This is a genomic window from Anaerostipes sp. PC18 (genome assembly GCF_039789045.1).
Taxonomy (GTDB): Bacteria; Bacillota; Clostridia; order Lachnospirales; family Lachnospiraceae; genus Anaerostipes; species Anaerostipes hominis.
Genome location: NZ_CP121164.1, coordinates 2,010,921 through 2,032,653 on the forward strand (window position 1 = coordinate 2,010,921; position 21,733 = coordinate 2,032,653).

General features: G+C 44.9%; 24 protein-coding genes. 4 read left to right on the forward strand and 20 right to left on the reverse strand.

Annotation, left to right across the window (positions count from 1 at the left end; translation table 11 throughout):
* Positions 1-42 precede the first annotated feature (42 nt).
* Positions 43-1,284, forward strand: a complete 1,242-nt coding sequence (locus P8F77_RS10975) for an IS256 family transposase (RefSeq protein ID WP_302582943.1) — start codon at positions 43-45, stop codon at positions 1,282-1,284.
* A gap of 210 nt (positions 1,285-1,494) precedes the next feature.
* Here the strand turns inward: P8F77_RS10975 and P8F77_RS10980 are convergent, their stop codons facing one another.
* From P8F77_RS10980 to P8F77_RS11025, 10 genes are all read right to left on the reverse strand, one after another.
* A complete protein-coding gene (locus tag P8F77_RS10980; protein WP_024727216.1) occupies positions 1,495-2,355 on the reverse strand; it encodes a mechanosensitive ion channel domain-containing protein in 861 nt (286 codons plus the stop codon).
* A 90-nt stretch (positions 2,356-2,445) separates the two neighbouring features.
* The gene (locus P8F77_RS10985; RefSeq protein ID WP_024727215.1) at positions 2,446-3,489 is read right to left on the reverse strand and encodes an Ig-like domain-containing protein; all 1,044 of its coding nucleotides are present in this window, start codon (positions 3,487-3,489) and stop codon (positions 2,446-2,448) included.
* Between the two features lie 172 nt (positions 3,490-3,661).
* On the reverse strand, positions 3,662-4,747 hold the full coding sequence (gene asd, locus P8F77_RS10990) for an aspartate-semialdehyde dehydrogenase (RefSeq protein ID WP_024727214.1): 1,086 nt from the start codon (positions 4,745-4,747) through the stop codon (positions 3,662-3,664).
* Between the two features lie 11 nt (positions 4,748-4,758).
* Positions 4,759-5,919 (reverse strand): phosphoglycerate dehydrogenase, encoded by a 1,161-nt coding sequence (locus P8F77_RS10995; RefSeq protein WP_024727213.1) that lies wholly within the window; start codon positions 5,917-5,919, stop codon positions 4,759-4,761.
* A 12-nt stretch (positions 5,920-5,931) separates the two neighbouring features.
* Positions 5,932-7,014 carry a 3-phosphoserine/phosphohydroxythreonine transaminase gene (serC, locus tag P8F77_RS11000; RefSeq protein WP_024727212.1) on the reverse strand — a complete coding sequence of 361 codons (1,083 nt, stop codon included), beginning with the start codon at positions 7,012-7,014 and terminating at the stop codon, positions 5,932-5,934.
* Positions 7,015-7,032: 18 nt separating this feature from the next.
* Positions 7,033-8,721 carry a biosynthetic-type acetolactate synthase large subunit gene (ilvB, locus tag P8F77_RS11005; protein WP_287517394.1) on the reverse strand — a complete coding sequence of 563 codons (1,689 nt, stop codon included), beginning with the start codon at positions 8,719-8,721 and terminating at the stop codon, positions 7,033-7,035.
* A 12-nt stretch (positions 8,722-8,733) separates the two neighbouring features.
* Positions 8,734-10,404, reverse strand: coding sequence for a dihydroxy-acid dehydratase (gene ilvD / locus P8F77_RS11010; RefSeq protein ID WP_024727210.1), 1,671 nt, complete (start codon positions 10,402-10,404; stop codon positions 8,734-8,736).
* A gap of 84 nt (positions 10,405-10,488) precedes the next feature.
* Positions 10,489-11,571, reverse strand: coding sequence for a 3-isopropylmalate dehydrogenase (leuB, locus tag P8F77_RS11015; protein ID WP_024727209.1), 1,083 nt, complete (start codon positions 11,569-11,571; stop codon positions 10,489-10,491).
* A 16-nt stretch (positions 11,572-11,587) separates the two neighbouring features.
* Complete coding sequence (locus tag P8F77_RS11020; RefSeq protein ID WP_024727208.1) at positions 11,588-11,905, reverse strand: AzlD domain-containing protein; 318 nt, start codon at positions 11,903-11,905, stop codon at positions 11,588-11,590.
* Complete coding sequence (locus P8F77_RS11025; protein ID WP_024727207.1) at positions 11,902-12,609, reverse strand: AzlC family ABC transporter permease; 708 nt, start codon at positions 12,607-12,609, stop codon at positions 11,902-11,904. Before P8F77_RS11025 ends, P8F77_RS11020 begins: the two co-directional genes overlap by 4 nt.
* 302 nt (positions 12,610-12,911) lie before the next feature.
* Between P8F77_RS11025 and P8F77_RS11030 the strand changes: the two genes are divergently transcribed.
* Positions 12,912-14,375, forward strand: coding sequence for an N-acetylmuramoyl-L-alanine amidase (locus P8F77_RS11030; protein WP_270430770.1), 1,464 nt, complete (start codon positions 12,912-12,914; stop codon positions 14,373-14,375).
* A 154-nt stretch (positions 14,376-14,529) separates the two neighbouring features.
* Positions 14,530-16,011, forward strand: a complete 1,482-nt coding sequence (locus P8F77_RS11035) for an N-acetylmuramoyl-L-alanine amidase (RefSeq protein ID WP_287517396.1) — start codon at positions 14,530-14,532, stop codon at positions 16,009-16,011.
* A 103-nt stretch (positions 16,012-16,114) separates the two neighbouring features.
* Here P8F77_RS11035 and P8F77_RS11040 read toward each other — a convergent pair whose 3' ends face one another.
* Positions 16,115-16,414 (reverse strand): LysM peptidoglycan-binding domain-containing protein, encoded by a 300-nt coding sequence (locus tag P8F77_RS11040; RefSeq protein ID WP_024727204.1) that lies wholly within the window; start codon positions 16,412-16,414, stop codon positions 16,115-16,117.
* A 151-nt stretch (positions 16,415-16,565) separates the two neighbouring features.
* Here P8F77_RS11040 and lexA point away from each other — a divergent pair, with 151 nt between their 5' ends.
* Positions 16,566-17,183 carry a transcriptional repressor LexA gene (gene lexA / locus P8F77_RS11045; RefSeq protein ID WP_024727203.1) on the forward strand — a complete coding sequence of 206 codons (618 nt, stop codon included), beginning with the start codon at positions 16,566-16,568 and terminating at the stop codon, positions 17,181-17,183.
* Here lexA and P8F77_RS11050 read toward each other — a convergent pair.
* The 9 genes from P8F77_RS11050 to rplU all read right to left on the reverse strand — a co-directional run bounded on the left by P8F77_RS11050 (position 17,178) and on the right by rplU (position 21,653).
* Complete coding sequence (locus P8F77_RS11050; RefSeq protein WP_287517398.1) at positions 17,178-17,354, reverse strand: hypothetical protein; 177 nt, start codon at positions 17,352-17,354, stop codon at positions 17,178-17,180. The two genes, lexA and P8F77_RS11050, sit on opposite strands and share 6 nt — an antisense overlap.
* A 135-nt stretch (positions 17,355-17,489) precedes the next feature.
* Entirely contained in the window at positions 17,490-17,843 is a 354-nt protein-coding gene (gene rsfS / locus P8F77_RS11055) for a ribosome silencing factor (protein WP_024727202.1), read from the reverse strand.
* Complete coding sequence (gene yqeK, locus P8F77_RS11060) at positions 17,840-18,412, reverse strand: bis(5'-nucleosyl)-tetraphosphatase (symmetrical) YqeK (protein ID WP_024727201.1); 573 nt, start codon at positions 18,410-18,412, stop codon at positions 17,840-17,842. The genes rsfS and yqeK overlap by 4 nt, the downstream gene beginning before the upstream one ends.
* Positions 18,399-19,004 (reverse strand): nicotinate-nucleotide adenylyltransferase, encoded by a 606-nt coding sequence (gene nadD, locus P8F77_RS11065; protein ID WP_024727200.1) that lies wholly within the window; start codon positions 19,002-19,004, stop codon positions 18,399-18,401. Before nadD ends, yqeK begins: the two co-directional genes overlap by 14 nt.
* Positions 19,005-19,033: 29 nt before the next feature.
* The gene (yhbY, locus tag P8F77_RS11070) at positions 19,034-19,324 is read right to left on the reverse strand and encodes a ribosome assembly RNA-binding protein YhbY (protein WP_024727199.1); all 291 of its coding nucleotides are present in this window, start codon (positions 19,322-19,324) and stop codon (positions 19,034-19,036) included.
* 9 nt (positions 19,325-19,333) lie between these two features.
* Entirely contained in the window at positions 19,334-20,617 is a 1,284-nt protein-coding gene (obgE, locus tag P8F77_RS11075; RefSeq protein WP_024727198.1) for a GTPase ObgE, read from the reverse strand.
* 99 nt (positions 20,618-20,716) lie between these two features.
* Positions 20,717-20,998, reverse strand: coding sequence for a 50S ribosomal protein L27 (rpmA, locus tag P8F77_RS11080; RefSeq protein WP_006566702.1), 282 nt, complete (start codon positions 20,996-20,998; stop codon positions 20,717-20,719).
* A 4-nt stretch (positions 20,999-21,002) separates the two neighbouring features.
* Complete coding sequence (locus P8F77_RS11085) at positions 21,003-21,329, reverse strand: ribosomal-processing cysteine protease Prp (protein ID WP_287517403.1); 327 nt, start codon at positions 21,327-21,329, stop codon at positions 21,003-21,005.
* Positions 21,330-21,344: 15 nt separating this feature from the next.
* Positions 21,345-21,653: a 50S ribosomal protein L21 gene (gene rplU / locus P8F77_RS11090; protein WP_024727196.1), complete on the reverse strand. Its 309-nt coding sequence runs from the start codon at positions 21,651-21,653 to the stop codon at positions 21,345-21,347.
* Positions 21,654-21,733 lie beyond the last annotated feature (80 nt).

Below are 21,733 nucleotides of genomic sequence, written 5' to 3' on the forward strand. Positions count from 1 at the left end.
TTCTTCTATGATAAAATAAAAATCATAGGAGGGCCTTTTATTATGGCAAGAGAAAAGAAACCAGTACACAAAGTACAAATGACGGAAGGGAAACGCAACATCATCCATCAGCTCCTGGAGGAATACCATATCCAAACAGCGGAAGATATTCAAGATGCCCTGAAAGATCTCCTTGGCGGAACCATCAAGGAAATGATGGAAGCGGAACTGGATGATCATCTGGGATATGCAAAATCAGAACGCTCCGACAATGAGAATTACCGGAATGGATACAAACCAAAACAGGTAAATAGCAGTTATGGTTCTATGCAGATCCCTGTGCCACAAGATCGGAAATCTACTTTCGAACCACAAGTGGTGAAAAAACGGCAGAAAGATATTTCTGATATTGACCAAAAGATCATTTCCATGTATGCAAAAGGGATGACGACCCGGCAGATATCAGAAACCATGGAGGAGATCTATGGCTTTGAAACCTCGGAAGGATTTATCTCTGATGTCACAGACAAGATCCTGCCCCAGATCGAAGACTGGCAAAACCGGCCGCTGGATGAGGTCTATCCAATCCTATATATTGATGCCATCCACTATTCTGTCCGTGACAATGGAATGATCCGTAAACTTGCCGCCTATGTCATTCTTGGGATCAATGCGGAAGGGAAGAAAGAGGTACTTACGATTCATGTTGGAGAGAATGAAAGCTCAAAATACTGGCTGTCTGTTTTGAATGAGCTGAAAAACCGGGGCGTAAAGGACATCCTTATCATCTGTGCGGATGGTCTTACAGGCATAAAGGAGGCCATTGCTGCTGCATTCCCCAAAACAGAATATCAGAGATGCATTGTCCACCAGGTGAGGAATACCTTAAAATATGTTCCAGATAAAGACAGGAAGGCGTTTGCAGCAGATTTAAAGACGATCTACCAGGCATCGGATGAAAAGAAGGCCCTTGCAGCCCTTGAACGTGTGACAGAGAAATGGACACCCAAATATCCGAATTCGATGAAACGCTGGAAGGACAACTGGGATGCTGTTTCTCCCATCTTCAAGTTTTCAGCAACCGTCAGGAAGGTGATATACACAACCAATGTCATAGAATCACTGAATTCCACCTATCGGAAGCTGAACCGCCAGAGAAGCGTATTCCCAAGTGATACGGCGCTGTTGAAAGCGCTGTATTTAGCGACATTTGAGGCTACAAAGAAATGGACGGTAACGATGCGCAACTGGGCACAAGTATATGGGGAGTTAAGCATCATGTACGAGGGACGACTTCCAGAGTAATTCAAAGACGGCCTAAAACGGGCGGATTTACCGCCTGCTGTTGACATGTTTTTTTGTAACTGTTATATATAAAGTAAGGGCGAAAAGCCTGTTTTTCAAGACTTTCGCCCTTCATTATCATAGAAGAATCTTATTTACAGACTTTTTTTCATAGTCTCATATCTGTAATCCGCAGATATTCTCCCTCTCTTATTGTGTATCATACTGGCTTTACACTGTACTCTGTTCCTGATCCGTTCCTTTCATCTCCACTACATTGACATCCAGTTTGTTGTAAGGAATTTCAATGCCTTCCCGGTCAAAGGCATCTTTGATATGTTCCAGCAAAGACCACTTGGTGGACACGTAGACCTCCGTGGACACCCATGCTCTCAGTCCCATGATGACGGAACTGTCGGCCAGATCGCTGACAAACACCTGAATGTTCTCATCCTGTGTCATGTGCTCTTTTTTTGCCACATGAAGCATCGTCTCTTTTACTTTCTGAATATCACTGTCATAGGCGATTCCAATCTTTAAATCGATCAGCCTGCTGTCCTGCTTTGTGTTATTAATCAAATTGCTGTTGCTCAGTGTTCCGTTTGGGATCACGATGACCCGATTGTCCACGGTCTTGAGCTTTGTGTAGAAAATGTCCATGGATGCCACTTCACCTTCACAGCCCGTACCGTCCACCACAATATAATCTCCCACCTGAAATGGTTTCAGAATCAGAAGAAGCACTCCGCCCGCAATATTGGAGAGACTCCCCTGCAGGGCCAGACCTACGGCAACACCGGCTGATCCGAACAGAGCCACAATGGACGTCCCCTTCACTCCCAAACGCTCTACTGCCATGAAAATGACAATGCACCTCAGGGCAATTTTCAGGAAGGAACAGCTGAAGGTTACAACTCCAAGATCTACTTTCCGCTTCTCCATTCCTTTCCGGAACAGGGAAACCAGCCATTTGCTCAGCTTAAACCCGACACCGATAATAATCAGTGCCACTAATATATTCAGTGCAAAATCTAAAATTTGATCTGTATAATGATTCAATACGACATTCCAATTCACGCTTGATGCTATCATCTTATGTTCTTCTCCTGTTATTTATAAGTATTTTTTATATCTTCCGCTTTAAAACAGAAGAAACACGCAGTGCGTGTTTCTCTATGTACTCTATTTTACGGTAACTTTGCATGTCTTCTTCGTGGATGTGCCCGGAATCCATGCGGTGATCGTTGCTGTACCCTTTTTCTTCTTTTTCTTCACAACGCCTTTGGAAGAAACGGTTGCAATCTTTTTATTGCTTGTTTTGTACTTCAGCTTGTCGTTGGATCTCTTATTATAAATAACACCCTTTAGAGGGTAACTCTTTACCTTGATCAACGTCAGTCTGCTGGCATTCAGCTTGATACTTCTGGAACCCAATGACACTGATACTTTACACTTTTTAGAAAGGTTTGTTCCCTTGACCGTAGCTGTGACATAACAGGTTCCCGTTTTAACTCCGGTGATCACCCCTCTGGATGAAACCGTGGCAATCTTTTTATTTGATGATGAGAATGTGACGGTATCACCACTTCTCTTATTGCCGATTGTAGCTGTGAGCGTTGCGGTCGCTCTGGTCTTGACATTAAGACTTGTCCTATTGATGGACAAGGTTCTTGGTTTTGAAACAGAGGATGATGAACTGCTGCTGCCATTTAACACTTCTTTTCCGTTTTTATCATAATAGCGGAAATACTTCATCTCACTCTTTGAAACAACCCTGTCTGCTTTGGCATAAGTTTTCTTTCCTTCTGTCCATTTCCAATTCTGTTCCAATAAGGTGACACTGTTTCCTGAAACATTCTGTACTATGGCCCAGTGTGTGTCTTTTGCCGCAATATCCCCTACTTTTGGCGTAGAAACCTTTTTAAAATTTCCACCCTTTTCGTCCTCAACAGGTGTTCTTCCTGGTAAAAGATTGTACGGTGTAAATCCACATCTGATTTGGTAATACTTCTTTATCAGTGCCGCGCATGAGTAGGTCTTGTCATCACCGTCCCATTTGCCCGGGCGGTACACAGCATTTACGCCCTGAAACTCATCGACGACCTGTCCTGTCTTTTTTACTTCTACAACTGTCATAGCAGCCTTTAATTTCCCTCCTGCCGGAAAAGCAACTGCCAGACCCAGTACCAGTCCCAAAATCCCCCATCTTATCCTTTTCTTGCTCATCTGTCTCTCCCTTTGTCCCCGTAAAATGTTTTTACATTTAAACAACCTTATTATAATATAAATTGTGAACAAATACAATTGTTTTTGTAACATTTGTAACATCTCAATCGAGGTAATTTGTGGAAGAAAAAACCAGCCATAAAAATGAATGGCTGGTTCTGAAACATATAAATTATTTTTTTGCGATAAATCCCTTGGCTTTTAAAGTCTCTGCACAGAGAACAGCTCCGCCGGCCGCTCCGCGGACCGTATTGTGGGATAATCCTACAAATTTATAATCATAGACAGTATCTTCTCTGAGACGTCCGATTGATACGCCCATTCCATTTTCATAGTCCACATCCATGCTTACCTGAGGACGGTTGTCGTCTTCTAAGTACTGGATCATCTGTTTCGGCGCACTTGGAAGACTTAATTCCTGAGGAATTCCCTTAAAGTTTATAAGCTTTTCGATCAGCTGGTCTTTTGTAGGATTCTTCTTAAACTTCACAAATACTGCCGCGGTATGTCCGTTTAATACCGGAACACGGATACACTGAGTCGTGATGACCGGAGACTCTGCCTTCACGATTTCTCCGTTTTCAATGTGTCCCCAGAGACGAAGCGGCTCCTGCTCGCTCTTCTCTTCTTCTCCGCCGATAAACGGGATGATATTTCCTACCATCTCAGGCCAGTCTGTAAAATTCTTTCCTGCTCCGGAAATCGCCTGATATGTAGTCGCTACTACTTCATACGGTTCAAATTCCTTCCATGCGGTGAGGACCGGTGCATAGCTCTGGATAGAACAGTTAGGCTTTACGGCAACGAAACCTCTCCTTGTGCCGAGACGTTTCTTCTGGCTTTCAATGACATCAAAATGTTCCGGGTTGATTTCCGGCACGACCATCGGTACGTCCGGCGTCCAGCGGTGTGCACTGTTATTGGATACTACCGGGGTCTCCGTCTTTGCATAGTCTTCTTCGATCTTCTTGATCTCTTCTTTTGACATATCCACCGCACTGAAAACAAAGTCTACTTCAGATGCTACTTCTTCCACTTCGTTTACATTTTTTACAACAAGCTTCTTCACTGTCTCCGGCATCGGGGTGTCCATTTTCCAGCGCGCACCCACTGCCTCTTCATAAGTTTTTCCGGCGGATCTCGGGCTGGCCGCCAACGTAGTCACCTCAAACCAGGGATGATTTTCCAGAAGGGAAATAAATCTCTGACCTACCATTCCGGTAGCGCCAAGAATTCCGACTCTCAATTTTTCTCTCATATTTTTCACCTCTATAATACTCTTAAACGAATGACACCATCGATCTGCTTCATTTTTGAAAGTACTTTCTCTGAAGGGCGCTTCTCCACATCAAAGATAGAATAAGCATAATCTTTTTTGGACTTGTTGAGCATGTTTTCAATATTATATCCTTCTTCTGCCAGAGCTGATGTAAGCTGTCCGATCATGTTCGGAAGGTTCTTGTGGTGAACCGTAATCCTGCATTCTGCCTCGATATCTCCCAAATCACAGTTTGGATAGTTGACAGAGTTTACAATGTTTCCTTTTTCCAGGTAGTTCATCAGCTGGTCGACTGCCATCTCCGCACAGTTTTCTTCAGATTCCTCAGTGGAAGCCCCAAGATGAGGGATCGTAATCACGCCGTCTGCCGCTGCCACCGCCGGTCTCGGGAAGTCTGTCACATAATGTTTAATCTTTTTGGATGCGAGTCCGTCCAGTACCGCCTGATCGTCCACCAGCTCACCTCTTGCAAAGTTTAGGATGGTCGCTCCGTCTTTCATCTTCTGGACAGCTTCTTTTCCGATCATACCCTTTGTGCTCTCCATGTACGGAACGTGGATGGTCAGAAAATCGCATTTCTCATAGATTTCGTCTAAGGAACTGCTGTGGTTTACCATTCTTGACAGGCTCCATGCAGAACGAACAGATACATACGGATCATATCCGTAGACATTCATGCCGAGACGATTGCAGATATTCGCAACCAGAACACCGATGGCTCCGAGCCCGATTACACCGATGCTCTTTCCTTTTAGCTCATTTCCAGCAAATGCTTTTTTCTTCTTCTCGATCATCTTTGCAAGATCTGCCTCTTTTGCATTCTCTTTTACCCAGTTCACACCACCGATGATGTCTCTGGAAGCTAAAAGAAGACCTGCAACTACTAATTCTTTCACACCATTTGCATTGGCACCCGGCGTATTAAAAACGGTGATTCCTTTTTCTGCATATTCATTCAATGGAATATTGTTGACTCCTGCTCCTGCACGTGCCACTGCAAGCATGGAATCCGGCACTTCCAGATCATGCATAGATGCACTGCGGACTAAAACTGCGTCTGCAGCATTAAGATCATCAATTACCTCGAACTCGCTTGTAAATAAATCCAATCCCCGGTTTGAAATCGGGTTTAAGCATTTTACTGTATACATTCTCAACACCCCTTATTTGTTTTCTTCTTCAAATTTTTTCATGAACTCAACTAACTTCTCTACGCCTTCTGTCGGCATTGCATTGTAAATACTTGCCCTCATTCCGCCGACTGTGCGGTGTCCCTTTAAGTTTTCAAATCCGGCTTCCTTTGCTTCTTTGACAAACTTGGCATCCATTTCATCATTACCTGTGACAAACGGAACGTTCATGAGAGAACGGTCTTCTTTTACAACAGTTCCTTTAAACATTTCACTCTGGTCTAAGAAATCATAGAGGATCTTTGCTTTCTCTTCATTGTGCTTTTTCATTGCTTCAAGTCCGCCCTGTTTTTTCAGCCACTGAAATACTTTTCCGCAGATATAAATTCCGTAGCACGGAGGCGTATTATATAAGGATTTTGCATCTGCATGAGTCTTCCACTTTAACATGGTCGGTGTTCCCGGAAGCACATCGTCCGTGATCAGATCTTCTCGGATGACTGCAACTACAACTCCCGCAGGTCCTACATTTTTCTGTACTCCAAAGTAGATTACTCCAAAGTCTTCCACATTTACCGGCTCAGACAAGATGCAGGAAGACATATCTGCAACCAGAATCTTTCCTTTTGTATCCGGCACCTGCTGATACTTGGTTCCATAAATCGTATTATTATAGCATACATACACGTAGTCTGCATTTTCAGAAATGTTCAGATCAGAACAATCCGGAATATATGTAAAAGTCTTGTCTTCGGATGAAGCGATAATGTTCGCTTTTCCATAACGGCTTGCTTCCTGATACGCTTTCTTTGCCCACTGGCCTGTGATGATAAAGTCTGCCTCTTTGTTTCTCATCAGGTTCATCGGGATCGCAGAAAACTGTGAAGAAGCTCCGCCCTGTAAAAATAACACTTTATAGTTGTCAGGAATGTTCATTAATTCTCTTAAGTCAGCTTCCGCCGTCTCGATAATGTCAGAGAACATTTTGGATCTGTGGCTCATCTCCATTACAGACATGCCGCAGCCTTTATAGTCCAGCATCTCCTCTGCCGCTTCCTTTAACACTTCTTCCGGCAGCACTGCCGGACCTGCTGAAAAGTTATACACTCTTGTCATTTTCATAATCCTCCAAATTTACTTTGTTGTTTTTTCCAAGTCTTCTTTTGTATATGCCTCCTGAATTGCGGCTCCTGGATTCACCATCGGCCAGACTTTATCGTCCAGATCCACATGACAGTCCAGAACAACCGGTCTTCCTGCTTCGAGTGCTTCCTCGAATGCAAACTCAAACTCATCAAGAGTCGTCACCCGTTTCGCCAGCGCACCCATGCCTTCCGCAACCTTCACAAAATCCACTGGATCCTCGAAGGTCGTGTAAGAATAATGCTCTGAATAAAACAGGTTCTGCCACTGGCGTACCATTCCGAGCACACTGTTGTTGATAATGACCTCAATGATCGGAATATTATATCTGGTCGCCGTTGCAAGTTCATTTAAATTCATACGGAAACATCCGTCTCCTGCGATATTAATAACAGTCTTTTCAGGGCTGCCCACTTTCGCTCCGATGCTGGCTCCCAGACCGTATCCCATAGTCCCCAGGCCTCCCGATGTCAGGAACGTCCTCGGCTTTTTATATTTATAGAACTGTGCAGCCCACATCTGGTGCTGGCCCACTTCGGTAACGATCACGGCATCTCCTTTTGTCCTCTCGTAGATTACCTCCACAATCTGAGGGCCGGAAAGCTTCGATTTGTCATAGATCAGCGGATAATTCACTTTATCCACCATGACATTCTTCACCCAGGTGTTATGATTCTGCTGGCCGAGCCTGCGGTTTACCATGGTGAGTACAGCCTTGATATCACCAATAATATGGGTATGTGCCATGATATTTTTATTGATCTCCGCAGGATCGATATCGATCTGCAGGATCTTTGCATTCTTTGCGAAAGAATCCGGATTGCCCAATACTCTGTCGCTGAATCTGGTTCCGATGGCAATCAGCAGATCACAGGCCGAGACTCCCAGATTGGAAGTTTTGGTCCCATGCATACCGAGCATACCGGTATACAGGGCATCTGTCCCGTCAAAAGCGCCTTTGCCCATCAGCGTATCGGCAACCGGAGCGTGAACTTTTTCCACGAACTCCCTGAGTTCTTCCGATGCGTCCGAGAGCACGGCTCCGCCGCCCACGAGGATGAACGGTTTTTTGGACGATTCGATCAGTTTAATGGCCTGCCGGATATCCATTTCTTTGATATTATCAATCTTTCTCTTGATTTCTTTTGGCTTCTGTGCTTTATAATTAGTGACTGCTGCCGTCACATCTTTCGGAATGTCGATAAGGACCGGTCCTTTTCTTCCGGTCTGGGCAATCCTGAACGCCCTTCGGATCGTGTCTGCAAGGTCTTCCACATTCTTTACAATAAAGTTATGCTTTGTGATGGGAAGAGTGATCCCCGTGATGTCCACTTCCTGAAAGCTGTCCTTTCCGAGAAGACTGACTCCTACATTACATGTAATCGCCACCACAGGGATAGAATCCATATATGCGGTTGCAATCCCTGTGACAATATTTGTCGCCCCCGGACCGGAAGTTGCAAAACACACGCCTACCTTTCCGGTGGATCTGGCATAACCGTCTGCCGCATGGGAAGCGCCCTGCTCATGTCCGGTAAGAATATGGGTAAAGCAGTCCTGCTGCTTGTATAATTCATCATAGATGTTTAAGATGGCACCGCCAGGATAGCCGAAAACCGTATTGACCCCCTGCTCTTTCAAGCACTCTAAAACAATCTGTGATCCCGTCAATTGCTTCATAAGAATACCTCTCTATTTGTCCTGGTTGATTTCTAAGATGGCACCGCGGTTTCCTGAAGTAACAAGAGACGCATATCTTGCCAGATATCCGGTTGTGATCTTCGGTTCTCTCGGTACCCAGTTTTCTCTTCGTCTCTGCATCTCTTCATCAGATACTTTTACATTCAGTGAATTTGCATTGATGTCGATGGAGATCGTATCCCCTTCTTCCACAAGGGCGATCGGTCCGCCGACCGCTGCCTCCGGAGAAACGTGTCCGATGCATGCGCCTCTGGAAGCCCCTGAAAAACGTCCGTCTGTGATCAGAGCCACGCTGGAGCCGAGTCCCATGCCCATGATCGCTGAAGTCGGATTGAGCATCTCCCGCATTCCCGGTCCGCCCTTCGGTCCCTCATAGCGGATGACAACCACATCCCCCTCTTTGATCGCACCTCCTTTGATCGCGTCAATGGCATCTTCCTCACAGTCAAACACTCTGGCCGGCCCTTCCATCTTTAACATTTCCGGAGCCACGGCAGAACGTTTTACCACACCGGAATCCGGTGCAAGATTTCCTTTGAGCACTGCAATTCCGCCTGTTTCGCTGTAAGGGTTCTCCACCGGTCGGATCACTTCGGGATCACGGTTGATGCATCCCTCAATGTTTTCTGCCACTGTTTTTCCCGTTGCGGTGATCAGGTCTGTATGTAACAGTTCCTTCTTATTTAATTCATTCATAACTGCATAAACGCCGCCAGCCTCATTTAAATCTTCTATATAAGTATGGCCTGCCGGAGCTAAATGGCAGAGATTCGGCGTCTTCGCACTGATTTCGTTTGCCAGTTCCAGATTCAGTTCCACACCTGCTTCATGGGCGATGGCCGGCAAATGGAGCATGCTGTTTGTGCTGCACCCCAGTGCCATATCAACAGTCAGCGCATTCAAAAATGCCTTTTCCGTCATAATGTCTCTCGGACGGATATTCTTTTCAAGCAGCTCCATGACTTTCATTCCTGCATGCTTCGCGAGCTTGATCCTCTCTGAATATACTGCCGGGATGGTTCCGTTTCCTTTCAGTCCCATACCCAACACTTCAGTAAGGCAGTTCATAGAGTTTGCCGTGTACATCCCGGAACAGGAACCGCAGGTCGGACATGCCTTGTTTTCAAATTCGTCCAGTTCTTCCTTCGAGATAGAACCGGCAGCATATGAGCCCACCGCCTCAAACATGCTGGACAGACTGGTTTTCTGTCCCTTTACACGTCCTGCGAGCATTGGTCCGCCACTGACGAACACTGTGGGTACATTGACGCGTGCCGCTGCCATCAAGAGTCCCGGAACATTTTTGTCGCAGTTCGGGACCATGACTAAGGCGTCAAACTGATGGGCCAGTGCCATTGCCTCTGTGGAATCCGCGATCAAATCTCTTGTCACAAGAGAATATTTCATTCCGATATGCCCCATGGCAATTCCGTCACAGACTGCGATCGCCGGAAAGACGACCGGGGTTCCGCCTGCCATAGCTACTCCCATCTTTACTGCTTCTACGATCTTATCCAGGTTCATGTGTCCCGGCACGATCTCATTGTATGAGCTGACGATACCGACTAACGGCTTTTCCATCTCTTCTTTGGTATAGCCCAATGCGTTAAACAACGATCTCTGAGGAGCAAAATTCTCTCCATTTGTATAAGTATTACTCATATCGCACTTCCTCCTAAATATTATCTATGCCTCCGGGATTCCGGAGGCTTTTTATATGCCTTTGGCACTTTATATCATGTTGTCTTATATTCTTTCGATGATCAGATCTCCCATCGCTTTGGTTCCCACTTGGATCATTCCGTCGGACATGATATCCACGGTTCGGTATCCGTCTTCCAACACTTTCTTCACTGCCTTTTCGATCATGTCAGCTTCTGCATCCAGATCGAACGAATATCTGAGCATCATGGCTGCCGACAGGACCGTAGCGATCGGGTTGGCAATATCTTTTCCTGCGATATCAGGGGCAGAACCATGGCTCGGCTCATATAATCCGAATTTACCCTCCCCAAGGCTGGCCGATGAAAGCATCCCGATGGACCCGGTAATCATACTGGCCTCGTCTGATAAAATATCGCCGAACATGTTCTCTGTGAGGATCACATCAAACTGTTTCGGGTCATTGACCAGCTGCATGGCACAGTTGTCAACCAACATGTGCTCGTAAGTTACATCGTCATAGTCCTCTGCGACCTCTTCCACTACCTGTCTCCAGAGTCTTGAAGAGTCCAATACATTGGCCTTGTCAACACTGATAACATGTTTCTTTCTCTTGCGGGCGATATCGAAGGCTTTGACTGCAATCCTTCTGATCTCATTTTCATTGTATGTCAGAGAATCCTTCGCTACCCGGATGCCGTCTACCACGTCGGTGCTTCTCTCGCCAAAATAAAGTCCCCCTGTCAGTTCTCTCATGATCACCATGTCAAAACCGTCGCCGATGATCTCGTCTCTTAACGGACAGGCTTTCTTTAACTCTTCATATAAATAAGCCGGACGGATGTTTGCAAACAGACCTAATCCTTTTCTCAGGGCAAGAAGCCCTGCCTCCGGACGAAGCTCAGCAGGCAGCCGATACCACGGCGATGTGGTAGTATTGCCTCCGATAGACCCCATCAAGACTGCATCGCTGTTTCCCGCAGTTTCCAGTGTTTCCTCTGTAAGAGGCTTTCCATAGACGTCAATGGATGCCCCTCCCATTAAAATCTGTTTATATGTAAACTTATGTCCCGACTTCTCTGCCGCTGCATCCAGAACTCTCACAGCCTGTTCTACGATCTCAGGGCCGATCCCATCTCCTTTGATAACTGCTACATTAAAATTCATAGTCTTCTCCTCTTCCTTATAATATCACTGATATCATCTCCGCTGCCAAAGCTGCCGCACAGCTTAAACAGGCTACTGTGACGATGTTCATTTCTCTGTATGAAAGTATCACCGCTGCCGCAAAACCTGTGATTGATGATCCAAAACTCTTTGTAGCTGAAAACACTGCCGGTATGACCATAGCAGCCAAAACGGCATATGGCACATAAAAAAGAAATGATCGAAAAAAACGATTGGTTATCTTTTTCTGAAAGACCGTCAGCGGAATCATTCTTACAAGATATGTAGTCACTGCCATTGCAATGATATACAAAAACAATCTCCAAAGACTCATTCATCTTCCTCCTTCACCGGAAAAAATACAGCTCCTGCCCCCGCTGCAATCAGCGTGCAGAGAATAATGGAAAATCCACTGGAAATGAAAGAAAACAGTTTTACATAATGAAATAATAAACTAAAACATACAGATACAATGATAACTGCCACTATATTTTTATTATGCTTTGACGGCGGAATAATGATCGCAATCAGCATTCCGTAGATGGCAATCCCCAGTGCGTTCATCACCATCTGAGGCAGCAGCCCGCTTGCAGTGGCCCCCAGAAAGGTACCCAGCGTCCATGCGAGCCATGAAAAACTCATGAGTCCATAAAAGTATTTTGGACCTATCTCGCCTTTCCGGCCGCAGGCCATGGCAAAAATCTCATCGGTCACTCCGAATGCCATCAAAAATCTGTTCCAAAGTTTTGTCCTCGATTCAAGCTTCTGTCCAATCGCAATGGACATGATAGAATATCTTAGGTTGATGATAACCTGAGACAGGACCAGCTCGATCAGAGTTCCCCCTGCGGTAATGGAAATCAGCCCTGCAAACTGGCCTGCTGATGTAAGGCAGGTGGCAGATATGAGCGTTACCGCCCAGACAGGAACACCCTTGGCACTCCCGGCGATTCCAAAAGCAAAAGAAACTGCCAGATACGCAAGCGCTATCGGAATCGAATCCAAAGCTCCCCGGCGAAAGCTGTTCTCTACTTTCATTTTCTTCTCCTGTCGCTATTTCATTGATTGTTCTTCTTCTATAATATAGAGGGTTCCCTCTCCCTCCCGAAGCGAACTTATATAATAGAATACCATATTTCAATATAGATTGAAAATAGTTTTTTCATTGAATATGTGATTCTCTGGACCTTTTTGTTGTTTTAACATGATTTATAACAAATTATTTGAATTAGCCCATAATTTTCTTTCATAATTTACCATTCCCTATTACACTATTGTTTCAGACAGAAAAATATATTATAATGGCAGAAAAAGAATAAAAAAGGAAAAGGGGAATACATATGAATCGAAAGACACTTCTTTGCGCTGGCCTCTCCGCCATGATGCTTGCCGCAAGCATTCATCCGGCTTCTGCTATCAGTGCAGGGAGCATTTTTAAAGTACAGTATACTCACAACAAAAAAACCTATACAAAGAAAGCTCTGAATGCCCGGTACAATAACACCGTTATTAAGACAAATATGCCCGGATTTTTGGACGGTTCCACGTCCATGTACTCTGCCTACTGGATTTTTGGCAAGTGCAAATCTTTAGGTACCTCTTATAAATATACAAGCAAGACAAAGAAAATTACTTTTAAAAGAGGCAATAAGACAGTCGTCATGACCCTAGACAGCAAAAAAGCCACTTTAAACGGTAAATCTTTTACACTTCCCGCTGCCCCAAGAAAAGTCCGCTATGTGGCAAAAAAGAAAAATTATATTATGGTGCCGGGACAGACTGTTGCCGGAAAGCTCGGCATTTCCTATACCTGGAACAATCGGCTCTTATCCGGCGTGATGAAAGCTTCTTCCTCATCTGGCCAAGGATCAGCTCCACCCACATCCACAGCTCCGTCTACCGGCGGGGTAGTTGCACCGAAAACAAAAGTCACCGCAAGCAGCAGCAATTATTCAATCCGCCTGAAAAAACCTGCCGGCTTGTCTTCATCTGCGGTCACCTCTGAGGATGATTATTGGAACAAACGGCTAGTATTAAATATCAACGGCAATTATAAAACCCATTTTTCCTCTTCTTCCAACCGGAATATAAAGGATAGTCTGACCTATTCCGTATCCTATACCGGAGGAAAGACCAAGATCTATCTGAAAACAAGCTCCATCAAAGGCTTTAGCATCACACAGGATTCCAGTTATATCTATGTGAAGTATGCGGCTCCGAAATCTATGTTTTCGAGAGTTATCGTTGTGGATGCAGGACATGGAGGAAGCGATACGGGCGCCACAGGAAACGGACTTCAGGAAAAAAATATGACCCTCTCCATTGTACAGAAAACGAAGTATTATTTTGATCGGAATGCCAATTATAAAGTTTATTACACGAGACTTTCTGACTGGTATCCAACTCTGTCAGAGCGGTATCAGATGGCAAACAACGTAGGGGCAGACCGGTTTGTCAGTGTCCATATTAATGATGTAGGAAAGATCAGTTATTCAGCCAAAGGTACTGAGACCCTCTACAATCCAAAAGGCGGAAAGGCTCCTTCTCCTTACAGCAGCCTGACCGGCAAAGCACTGGCAAAGGACGTTCACAAAAAACTGAGAAGCGCAACAGGATTTACAGACCGAGGATTAAAACAAAGAGTTCCTGGTGTCAACGGGGTTGCTGTTCTGACTTACTCCAAAACCGCAGCAACGCTCGGAGAGGTGGGGTTCATATCCAATCCTACGGAGGCTTCCTCCATGAAAAACAATTATACAAAGATCGGAAAAGCATTTTATGATGGAATCCTGGCCTCATTTTAGCTGCACAGAACGCCAGTGATCATGACCTCAGCTGAAATCCCATGATATTTCTTTTGGAGAATCCCCCAAAAAGTAAAGTATTATGGGATTTTTTATATATTCATTGCATTTTTATTACGATTATGTTACAATTTACGCGAAAGGACGGAAAAGTATGAATAATTTAAAAAAATCTATTGCTTATTTATCAATTATGATGCTAACAGCAACTACGATCCCTGTATCCACCGTACAAGCTGCCTCAGTACCAAAAGCAGGCAAATATTATACCTTAAAGATTGCAGGAAAAAAGCAGAAAAAGAAATGCCGGAATGTCAAAATCAACGGCACAATTGTAAAGACCTATGCTCCTGGATTTTCACGGGCTAATACTTCTATGTACTCAGCATACTGGCTGTTTGAAAAACAAAAGAGCCTGGGGGTGTCTTACAGCTACTCATCCAAAACAAAAAAAGTAACCCTGAAACGGGGAAGCAAATCTGTGGTCATGACTCTTGACAGCATGTATGCTTATGTAAACGGCAAGAAGACCAAGATGCCTACACCGGCAAGAAAGGTATATTCTTATGCACGTAAAAAGAATTATATCTATGTGCCTGGTGCATTCTGTATCACAAAACTCGGACACAGTTATAAGTGGAGCTCCTCACAGAAAAGCGGTCTCATAACAACGAAGAGTCTGTCTTCCTCATCTTCTGGAAGCAGTTCAGGTTCCTCTTGCTCAGGCACTTCAAGTATCACGCCCGGAACAAGGATCACTGCTTCTGCCTCAAATTACAGTGTGAGGATAAAGAAACCAAGCGGACTTTCATCTTCGGCTATCTCGACATCAGATGATTACAGCAACCGCAGACTGATCATCAAGGTAAAGGGCAACTATAAAACACACTTTAGCTCCAGTTCCAACCGCTACATAAAAACGGACAAGTACTTCCGTTCCTATACTGTCACATACAGCGGCGGCTATACGAATATCTATATCCGTCCGAGAAAAGATGTGATTAAGGCTTATGCAGTCTCACAGACACCTGATTATATCTATGTAAAGTATGATTCACCGAAGAAGATATACAGCCGCATTGTTGTATTGGATGCGGGACACGGAGGGTCTGATTCCGGAGCTACCGGAAACGGGCTCAGGGAAAAAGATCTGACACTCAAAATCGTCCAGTCTGCCAAATCATATTTTAACAAGAATTCCGGATATAAAGTCTACTACACACGGCTGTCCGACTGGTATCCGTCTTTGTCATACCGCTCAGATCTGGCAAACAATGTAGGGGCTGACCGTTTTATCAGTGTCCACATAAACTCAGCGACTCCTTCCGCCCACGGAACAGAGACTCTCTATAACTCCAAAGGTTATAAGTCATCCTCAGGTCTTACCAGTTATAACTGGTCAAACAAGATCCATGCATATGTGCGGCCTGCCACAGGCTTTACGAACCGGGGACTTAAAAACCGGACAGGACTGGCTGTCCTGAGAAACACAAAGACTGCTTCCAGTCTTACAGAAATCGGTTTCATCTCCAACGAGGCAGAAGCAAAAAAAATGAAAAGCAATACCGGTACCTATGGAAAAGCCGTATACAACGCTATCGTAAACTCTTTTTCCACGTATCCGAGCAAACGATAAGAAATTTATCTGTTACAGGAGGCCGGAACAACTCAATGCCAAGTTGTTCCGGCCTTTTATGTTAACTTCCGAAGCGATTCGTAACCTCATACTCGTCACAGGGTCATTTGTAATATGGGACAACCAGGTACATACCTTCCTTGATCTCGCCGTCATAGATATGATTGGTCTCGCATACTTCTTCCACATATTCACCGACAGAGCTGTATTCCTCCGATATACGGCTTTTTGCTATATTCCAAAGACTGTCTCCCTTTTTAATCCGGATACTGGTAAAATACTTCTTTCTGCCGTCGGCAGCTCCCGCCACCTGCCGGCTCTCTGCCATAACGGCGCCAGCGATACCCAAAATCGTAACAATAAATAAGACTGTGATCAAAACTTTTATCTTCAGTGTTTTCATAACGCATCCTCCTATCGAACATTTGTTTATGATTCTATTATAAAGAACGCGCGTTCGTTTGTCAACGTCTTTCCGAAAATTTGTTCGGGAACACTTGTTTCAATCTGTAATATATGGTAAGATAATAGCAAGAAAATAAAGGAGGCACATTATGAGCAAACAAAAGTTGAGCCCAAAACAAGAACAAATCTTAGAATATATAAAATCTCAGATACTGGAAAAGGGTTATCCGCCCGCAGTCCGTGAGATTTGTGCCGCTGTCAGTCTGAAGTCCACCTCTTCTGTCCATTCCCACTTGGAGTCTTTAGAGCGCAAGGGCTATATCCGAAGAGATCCGACAAAACCAAGGGCCATTGAGATCATTGACGATGACTTCCAGCTCACGAGGCGCGAGGTTGTGAACATTCCTATAGTAGGAACCGTGACCGCAGGAGAACCGATCATCGCCACTGAGAACATCGAAGACTACTTTCCCATGCTTCCTGAGTTTATCGGCTCCAAAAGCACCTTTATGCTCCATGTGAAAGGCGACAGCATGATCAATATCGGCATCTATGACGGTGACATGGTGATCGTCGAGGAAACTCCTTCCGCTGAAAATAACGACATCGTGGTAGCTCTTATAGAAGATTCCGCCACAGTCAAACGATTCTTCAAAGAAGACGGGCATTACCGACTTCAGCCGGAAAACGATTTTATGGACCCGATCATCGTAGATGAAGTTTCTATTTTAGGAAAGGTCATCGGCCTTTACCGCAGCATGTCATAATCTGCCATCCAGACTATACATAATCTTAACAAAAAAGAAGAAAAGCACCTTGGCTTTTCTTCTTTTTTCCTGTCCATCCTTCTCTACAGTTTCTTTTTCTTTCCGATCAGCAGAGCTTACTTTGGTTTGCTCCTGAGGCAGATTTAAAATAACTTGTAAACCCCATTGCATTCACAAGATCCAGGTTTATCAAAGTCTCACCTATGAAAAAAACTGCCGAACAGCCAAATATCTCAGCTCATGCGGCAGTTTGTCCTAAGTTATAACTGAAAACGGTCCGCCCGCTTCTTGCCTTCTGGCAGAGTGCTATTCTCCCTCTTCCAAAGAGACTTCCACTCCATCCTTCCAGATTCTCTCGAGATCATAAAACAGACGGTTTTCCTGATCAAAAATATGGATCACGATATCACCGAAGTCTATCAAAACCCAAGTTCCGTTCTGATATCCTTCCATCTGTTTCATCTCATATCCCGCTTTCTGCAAAGCATCCTGTACATTGTCGACAATGGCCTGCACCTGATTCTTATTTTTTCCGTTGGCTATGATAAAATAATCGGCAATGACGGAGATCGAGCGGATGTCTAAGACCTTGATCTCCTCCGCCAGCTTTTCTTCTAACGCTTTATAAGCAATTTTTGTCATTTCTAAAGACTGATTCATGTGTGATCACCCTCCTTGTAGTATTCATGAGTCTCTGTCGTCCTTGGATCAATCGCCTGATCCCTGCTTTTCAGATACTGCATGGTATTTTCAATTATTTTGAGAAGACATTGGTTGATATCCGAAAATGCAAGCCGCCTGGCCTCGGAAAGACCCGGTATGTCCTTTCTGCCCGGCTCTATATAGTCGGCGATAAATATAATCTTATCTAAAAGGCTCATTCCTGGCTTTCCGGTTGTATGACATTCCACCGCAGATGCAATCTCTGCATCCTCATTGCCGTAGCAGTCCCTTGCTATATACGGTGCCAGTGCAGAGTGAAGAAGCTGCGGACTTTCTTTCATTTCTCTTGTCAATATGATCCCATATTGACTGCAGAGTTTCATCTGCCGTTCTATGGGATACCCTTTCGCACAGTCGTGGAGCAGCCCTGCCCTGAATGCCTTTTGAATGTCCGCTCCCAGAGCCATTGCCATCGCAGATGCGGTGTAGGCCACACCTAGCGTATGTGTATAACGGCTCTCTTTCAGGTTTCCCGACAGCTTTTTCTTTATCTCATTGAGTTCCATACAAATCATTTCTTTCTATATAAAGTCTGACCTCTTCCGGCACAAAATACCGGATGCTCTGTCCTCTGGATGCCCTTTTCCTGATCTCATTCGATGAGATCTCCAAATCTGGACTGTCCAAATGATAAATACGTCCCTGATACTTATCCTGAATGTATTCAATCTGCGCATCCAATGCACTCCTGGAATCATTCCTGGATGCAACCAAAATCGTTGCCATTGACAAGATCTGGCCTGGATCTTTCCACGATTCGATCTGATACAGAGAATCTGCACCCATGATAAAATAGTAGTCTGCATCAGGATGCAGTCTGGTGAGCTTTCTCAGTGTATCTACTGTATAAGTATATCCTTCCCTGTCCAGTTCAATGTCAGAAAATTCAAAACCGGGATGGTTCTCTATGGCCATCCTGACCATATTGACACGGTCCTCGATCTCTACATTTTTGGATATTTTTTTGTAGGCCGGATTTTTGGTCGGGACGATCAGCACCTTATCCAATCCAAAATCCTCAAGGGCAGTCTGCCCGAGAATCAGGTGTCCGTGATGGATTGGGTTGAATGTCCCGCCAAGAATTCCTATCTTCTTCATAATCCCTCCGAAAAGCCCTTCTCCTTATATTATTTCGGCAGCTGGATCTTCTTGTGATCCCTGGACTCTTTATATAACACGATCTTCTTCCCGATGACCTGTACTACTTCAGATCTGGTACGCTCGGCCAGTGTCTGCGCCACTTCCTTCGGGTCATCCATGCAGTTTTGAAGAACTGCGATCTTTATCAGTTCCCTGGCATCTATGGCTTCTCTGACTCCCTCGATCAATTCCGGGGATATGCTGTCTTTCCCAATCCTGAATATAGGATCAATCTTCATCGCCAGGCTTTTCAAATAAGCTCTCTGTTTACTCGTCATTGCTTCTCCTTACTTGTAATAATCAAATTCTAAATCATATAATTTTACGGTATCTCCTTCTTCGATTCCCAGGGCTTCCAGTTCTTCAAGAACACCGTTTCGTTTCAGGAATTTCTGGAAAAAATCGAATCCGCGCTCTGACTCCAGGTTTGTGTAGCCGAGCATTCGCTCTACCTTCGGACCTTCCACCGTGAAGACTCCTTCTTCCGGATTTGCTACGGTGATTCCTCCCTCTTCATCCTCAAAGCTTAAGTCGTATTCCTGCTCGAATTCCATTGCCCCTTCCGGAAGCTCGTCCAGAAGCTTTCTTACATGCCACAAAAGCTCCTTGACACCTTCTCCGGTGACAGCCGAGATCGGAAATACTTCGATACCGTTCTCTGCAAATTCTTCCTTCAGCAGATCCATCACGGTTTCCCGGTCTTCTTCGGTCATGGCATCGATCTTATTAGCCGCGATGACCTGCGGTCTCTTTAAGATCTCCGGATTGTATTTTTCCAGTTCGCCGTTGATGGCCCTGATATCCGCAATTGGATCTCTGCCTTCCACAGAAGCCGCATCCACCAGGTGGATTGTGACCTTCGTCCTGTCGATGTGGCGGAGAAACTCAAATCCCAGGCCAACTCCCTCAGACGCTCCCTCAATGATCCCCGGAATATCCGCGATGACAAACCCTTTTCCTCCGGCCAGATCAACGACACCCAGATTAGGATTCAGTGTGGTAAAATGATAGTTTGCGATCTTCGGCCTTGCATTGGTCACCCTGGATAAGAACGTAGATTTCCCCACATTTGGAAAACCTATCAGTCCCACATCGGCGATCACCTTCAGTTCCAGGATCACCTCAAGTTCCTGGCATTTGCCTCCCGGCTGCGCATATTTGGGTGCCTGCATCACAGCCGTAGCATAATGCTGATTGCCCTTCCCTCCGCGGCCTCCCTTTAAAAGCACTACCGGTTCTTTTTTATTTGACATATCAAGGATTACTTTCCCTGTTTCTTTCTCTTTTATGATCGTTCCGGGCGGGACCTTCAGCACAACATCCTGTCCGTCGGCACCATGACAGCGTCTCTTTCCGCCCTCTTCGCCGTCTCCTGCTTTATATTTTCGTTTATGACGGTAATCAGCCAGGGTATTCATCCCTTCATCCACAGCGAAGATCACGTCGCCGCCGCGTCCTCCGTCACCGCCGTCCGGACCGCCGTTAGGCACATAGAGCTCTCTTCGGAAACTCACATGGCCGTTGCCGCCTTTTCCTGATCTGATATATATATTTGCTCTGTCTGCAAACATCGGCTTTTCCTTTCTGATTTTCAAAAAAACGGCTCCAAATTGTGAAATTTGAAGCCGTTAAACATTCAACTGTCTGCCTGTACAAACACTAGCCGACAACTATGCAACTGGGTGTACAGAACACTGTTTCTTATCTCTGCCTTTTCTCTCGAAACGCACGATACCATCTGTCAATGCAAATAAAGTATCATCACCACCGCGTCCTACGTTGACTCCCGGATGGATCTTTGTTCCTCTCTGGCGGTAAAGAATATTTCCAGCTTTTACAAATTGTCCGTCAGCTCTTTTCGCACCTAATCTCTTAGATTCAGAATCTCTTCCGTTCTTTGTGGAACCCATTCCCTTTTTATGAGCGAAAAATTGAAGGTTCATTTTCATCATTGTCTTACACCTCCTCAAATACTACGTGAATATATGGACGATACTCCGATTCAATGTTGGTTATCCCAAGAACCAGAGAATCCAATAAAATCTGTCCTTCTTCAGAACATGTCCCTGAAACTCTGAACTCAATCACTGCATCGTCTTCCGATGTGTAACATGTGCCGGCATCCTCTGTCAGCTGTTCAAAAGAATTCAGGAAGTTAATGACCAGTGCAGATACCGCGGCACAGACAATATCCTGTCCTTCCTCCGCATATCCGGCATGGTCCTTTGCCTGAAAGCCTGCAGGCTTTCCCTGATGGTCCCGGTAGAATGTGATCTGTGTCATTCTCTCGGTCCTTTATTATCCAACAATGTTATCGATCTTCACTTGTGTGAATAATTGTCTGTGACCATTTTTCTTATGGTATCCGGTTTTTCTCTTATACTTGTAAACAATGACTTTTTTGTCTTTGCCTTCGCTTACAACTGAAGCTTCAACCTTTGCACCATCTACGTTCGGTGTTCCTACCTTTACAGTATCTCCACCAACTAATAAAACATTATCAAAAGTAATCTTTGCTCCGACTTCTGCGTCAAGCTTCTCAACTTTGATCACATCACCTTCGCTTACTTTGTACTGTTTTCCTCCTGTTGCAATAATGGCGTACATCTATGGCACCTCCTATAATCAAACTCGCCAGCTTTGGTGATCCTTATGGATTCTTATACCTCGCTGTGCGGCATACTGTT

What these genes read in the sequence shown, in the direction of transcription:
- P8F77_RS10975 (WP_302582943.1), top strand. Translation starts at nt 43, where the DNA reads ATGGCAAGAGAAAAGAAACCAGTACACAAAGTACAAATGACGGAAGGG.
- P8F77_RS10980 (WP_024727216.1), bottom strand. Translation starts at nt 2,355, where the DNA reads ATGATAGCATCAAGCGTGAATTGGAATGTCGTATTGAATCATTATACA.
- P8F77_RS10985 (WP_024727215.1), bottom strand. Translation starts at nt 3,489, where the DNA reads ATGAGCAAGAAAAGGATAAGATGGGGGATTTTGGGACTGGTACTGGGT.
- asd (WP_024727214.1), bottom strand. Translation starts at nt 4,747, where the DNA reads ATGAGAGAAAAATTGAGAGTCGGAATTCTTGGCGCTACCGGAATGGTA.
- P8F77_RS10995 (WP_024727213.1), bottom strand. Translation starts at nt 5,919, where the DNA reads ATGTATACAGTAAAATGCTTAAACCCGATTTCAAACCGGGGATTGGAT.
- serC (WP_024727212.1), bottom strand. Translation starts at nt 7,014, where the DNA reads ATGACAAGAGTGTATAACTTTTCAGCAGGTCCGGCAGTGCTGCCGGAA.
- ilvB (WP_287517394.1), bottom strand. Translation starts at nt 8,721, where the DNA reads ATGAAGCAATTGACGGGATCACAGATTGTTTTAGAGTGCTTGAAAGAG.
- ilvD (WP_024727210.1), bottom strand. Translation starts at nt 10,404, where the DNA reads ATGAGTAATACTTATACAAATGGAGAGAATTTTGCTCCTCAGAGATCG.
- leuB (WP_024727209.1), bottom strand. Translation starts at nt 11,571, where the DNA reads ATGAATTTTAATGTAGCAGTTATCAAAGGAGATGGGATCGGCCCTGAG.
- P8F77_RS11020 (WP_024727208.1), bottom strand. Translation starts at nt 11,905, where the DNA reads ATGAGTCTTTGGAGATTGTTTTTGTATATCATTGCAATGGCAGTGACT.
- P8F77_RS11025 (WP_024727207.1), bottom strand. Translation starts at nt 12,609, where the DNA reads ATGAAAGTAGAGAACAGCTTTCGCCGGGGAGCTTTGGATTCGATTCCG.
- P8F77_RS11030 (WP_270430770.1), top strand. Translation starts at nt 12,912, where the DNA reads ATGAATCGAAAGACACTTCTTTGCGCTGGCCTCTCCGCCATGATGCTT.
- P8F77_RS11035 (WP_287517396.1), top strand. Translation starts at nt 14,530, where the DNA reads ATGAATAATTTAAAAAAATCTATTGCTTATTTATCAATTATGATGCTA.
- P8F77_RS11040 (WP_024727204.1), bottom strand. Translation starts at nt 16,414, where the DNA reads ATGAAAACACTGAAGATAAAAGTTTTGATCACAGTCTTATTTATTGTT.
- lexA (WP_024727203.1), top strand. Translation starts at nt 16,566, where the DNA reads ATGAGCAAACAAAAGTTGAGCCCAAAACAAGAACAAATCTTAGAATAT.
- P8F77_RS11050 (WP_287517398.1), bottom strand. Translation starts at nt 17,354, where the DNA reads ATGCAATGGGGTTTACAAGTTATTTTAAATCTGCCTCAGGAGCAAACC.
- rsfS (WP_024727202.1), bottom strand. Translation starts at nt 17,843, where the DNA reads ATGAATCAGTCTTTAGAAATGACAAAAATTGCTTATAAAGCGTTAGAA.
- yqeK (WP_024727201.1), bottom strand. Translation starts at nt 18,412, where the DNA reads ATGGAACTCAATGAGATAAAGAAAAAGCTGTCGGGAAACCTGAAAGAG.
- nadD (WP_024727200.1), bottom strand. Translation starts at nt 19,004, where the DNA reads ATGAAGAAGATAGGAATTCTTGGCGGGACATTCAACCCAATCCATCAC.
- yhbY (WP_024727199.1), bottom strand. Translation starts at nt 19,324, where the DNA reads ATGACGAGTAAACAGAGAGCTTATTTGAAAAGCCTGGCGATGAAGATT.
- obgE (WP_024727198.1), bottom strand. Translation starts at nt 20,617, where the DNA reads ATGTTTGCAGACAGAGCAAATATATATATCAGATCAGGAAAAGGCGGC.
- rpmA (WP_006566702.1), bottom strand. Translation starts at nt 20,998, where the DNA reads ATGATGAAAATGAACCTTCAATTTTTCGCTCATAAAAAGGGAATGGGT.
- P8F77_RS11085 (WP_287517403.1), bottom strand. Translation starts at nt 21,329, where the DNA reads ATGACACAGATCACATTCTACCGGGACCATCAGGGAAAGCCTGCAGGC.
- rplU (WP_024727196.1), bottom strand. Translation starts at nt 21,653, where the DNA reads ATGTACGCCATTATTGCAACAGGAGGAAAACAGTACAAAGTAAGCGAA.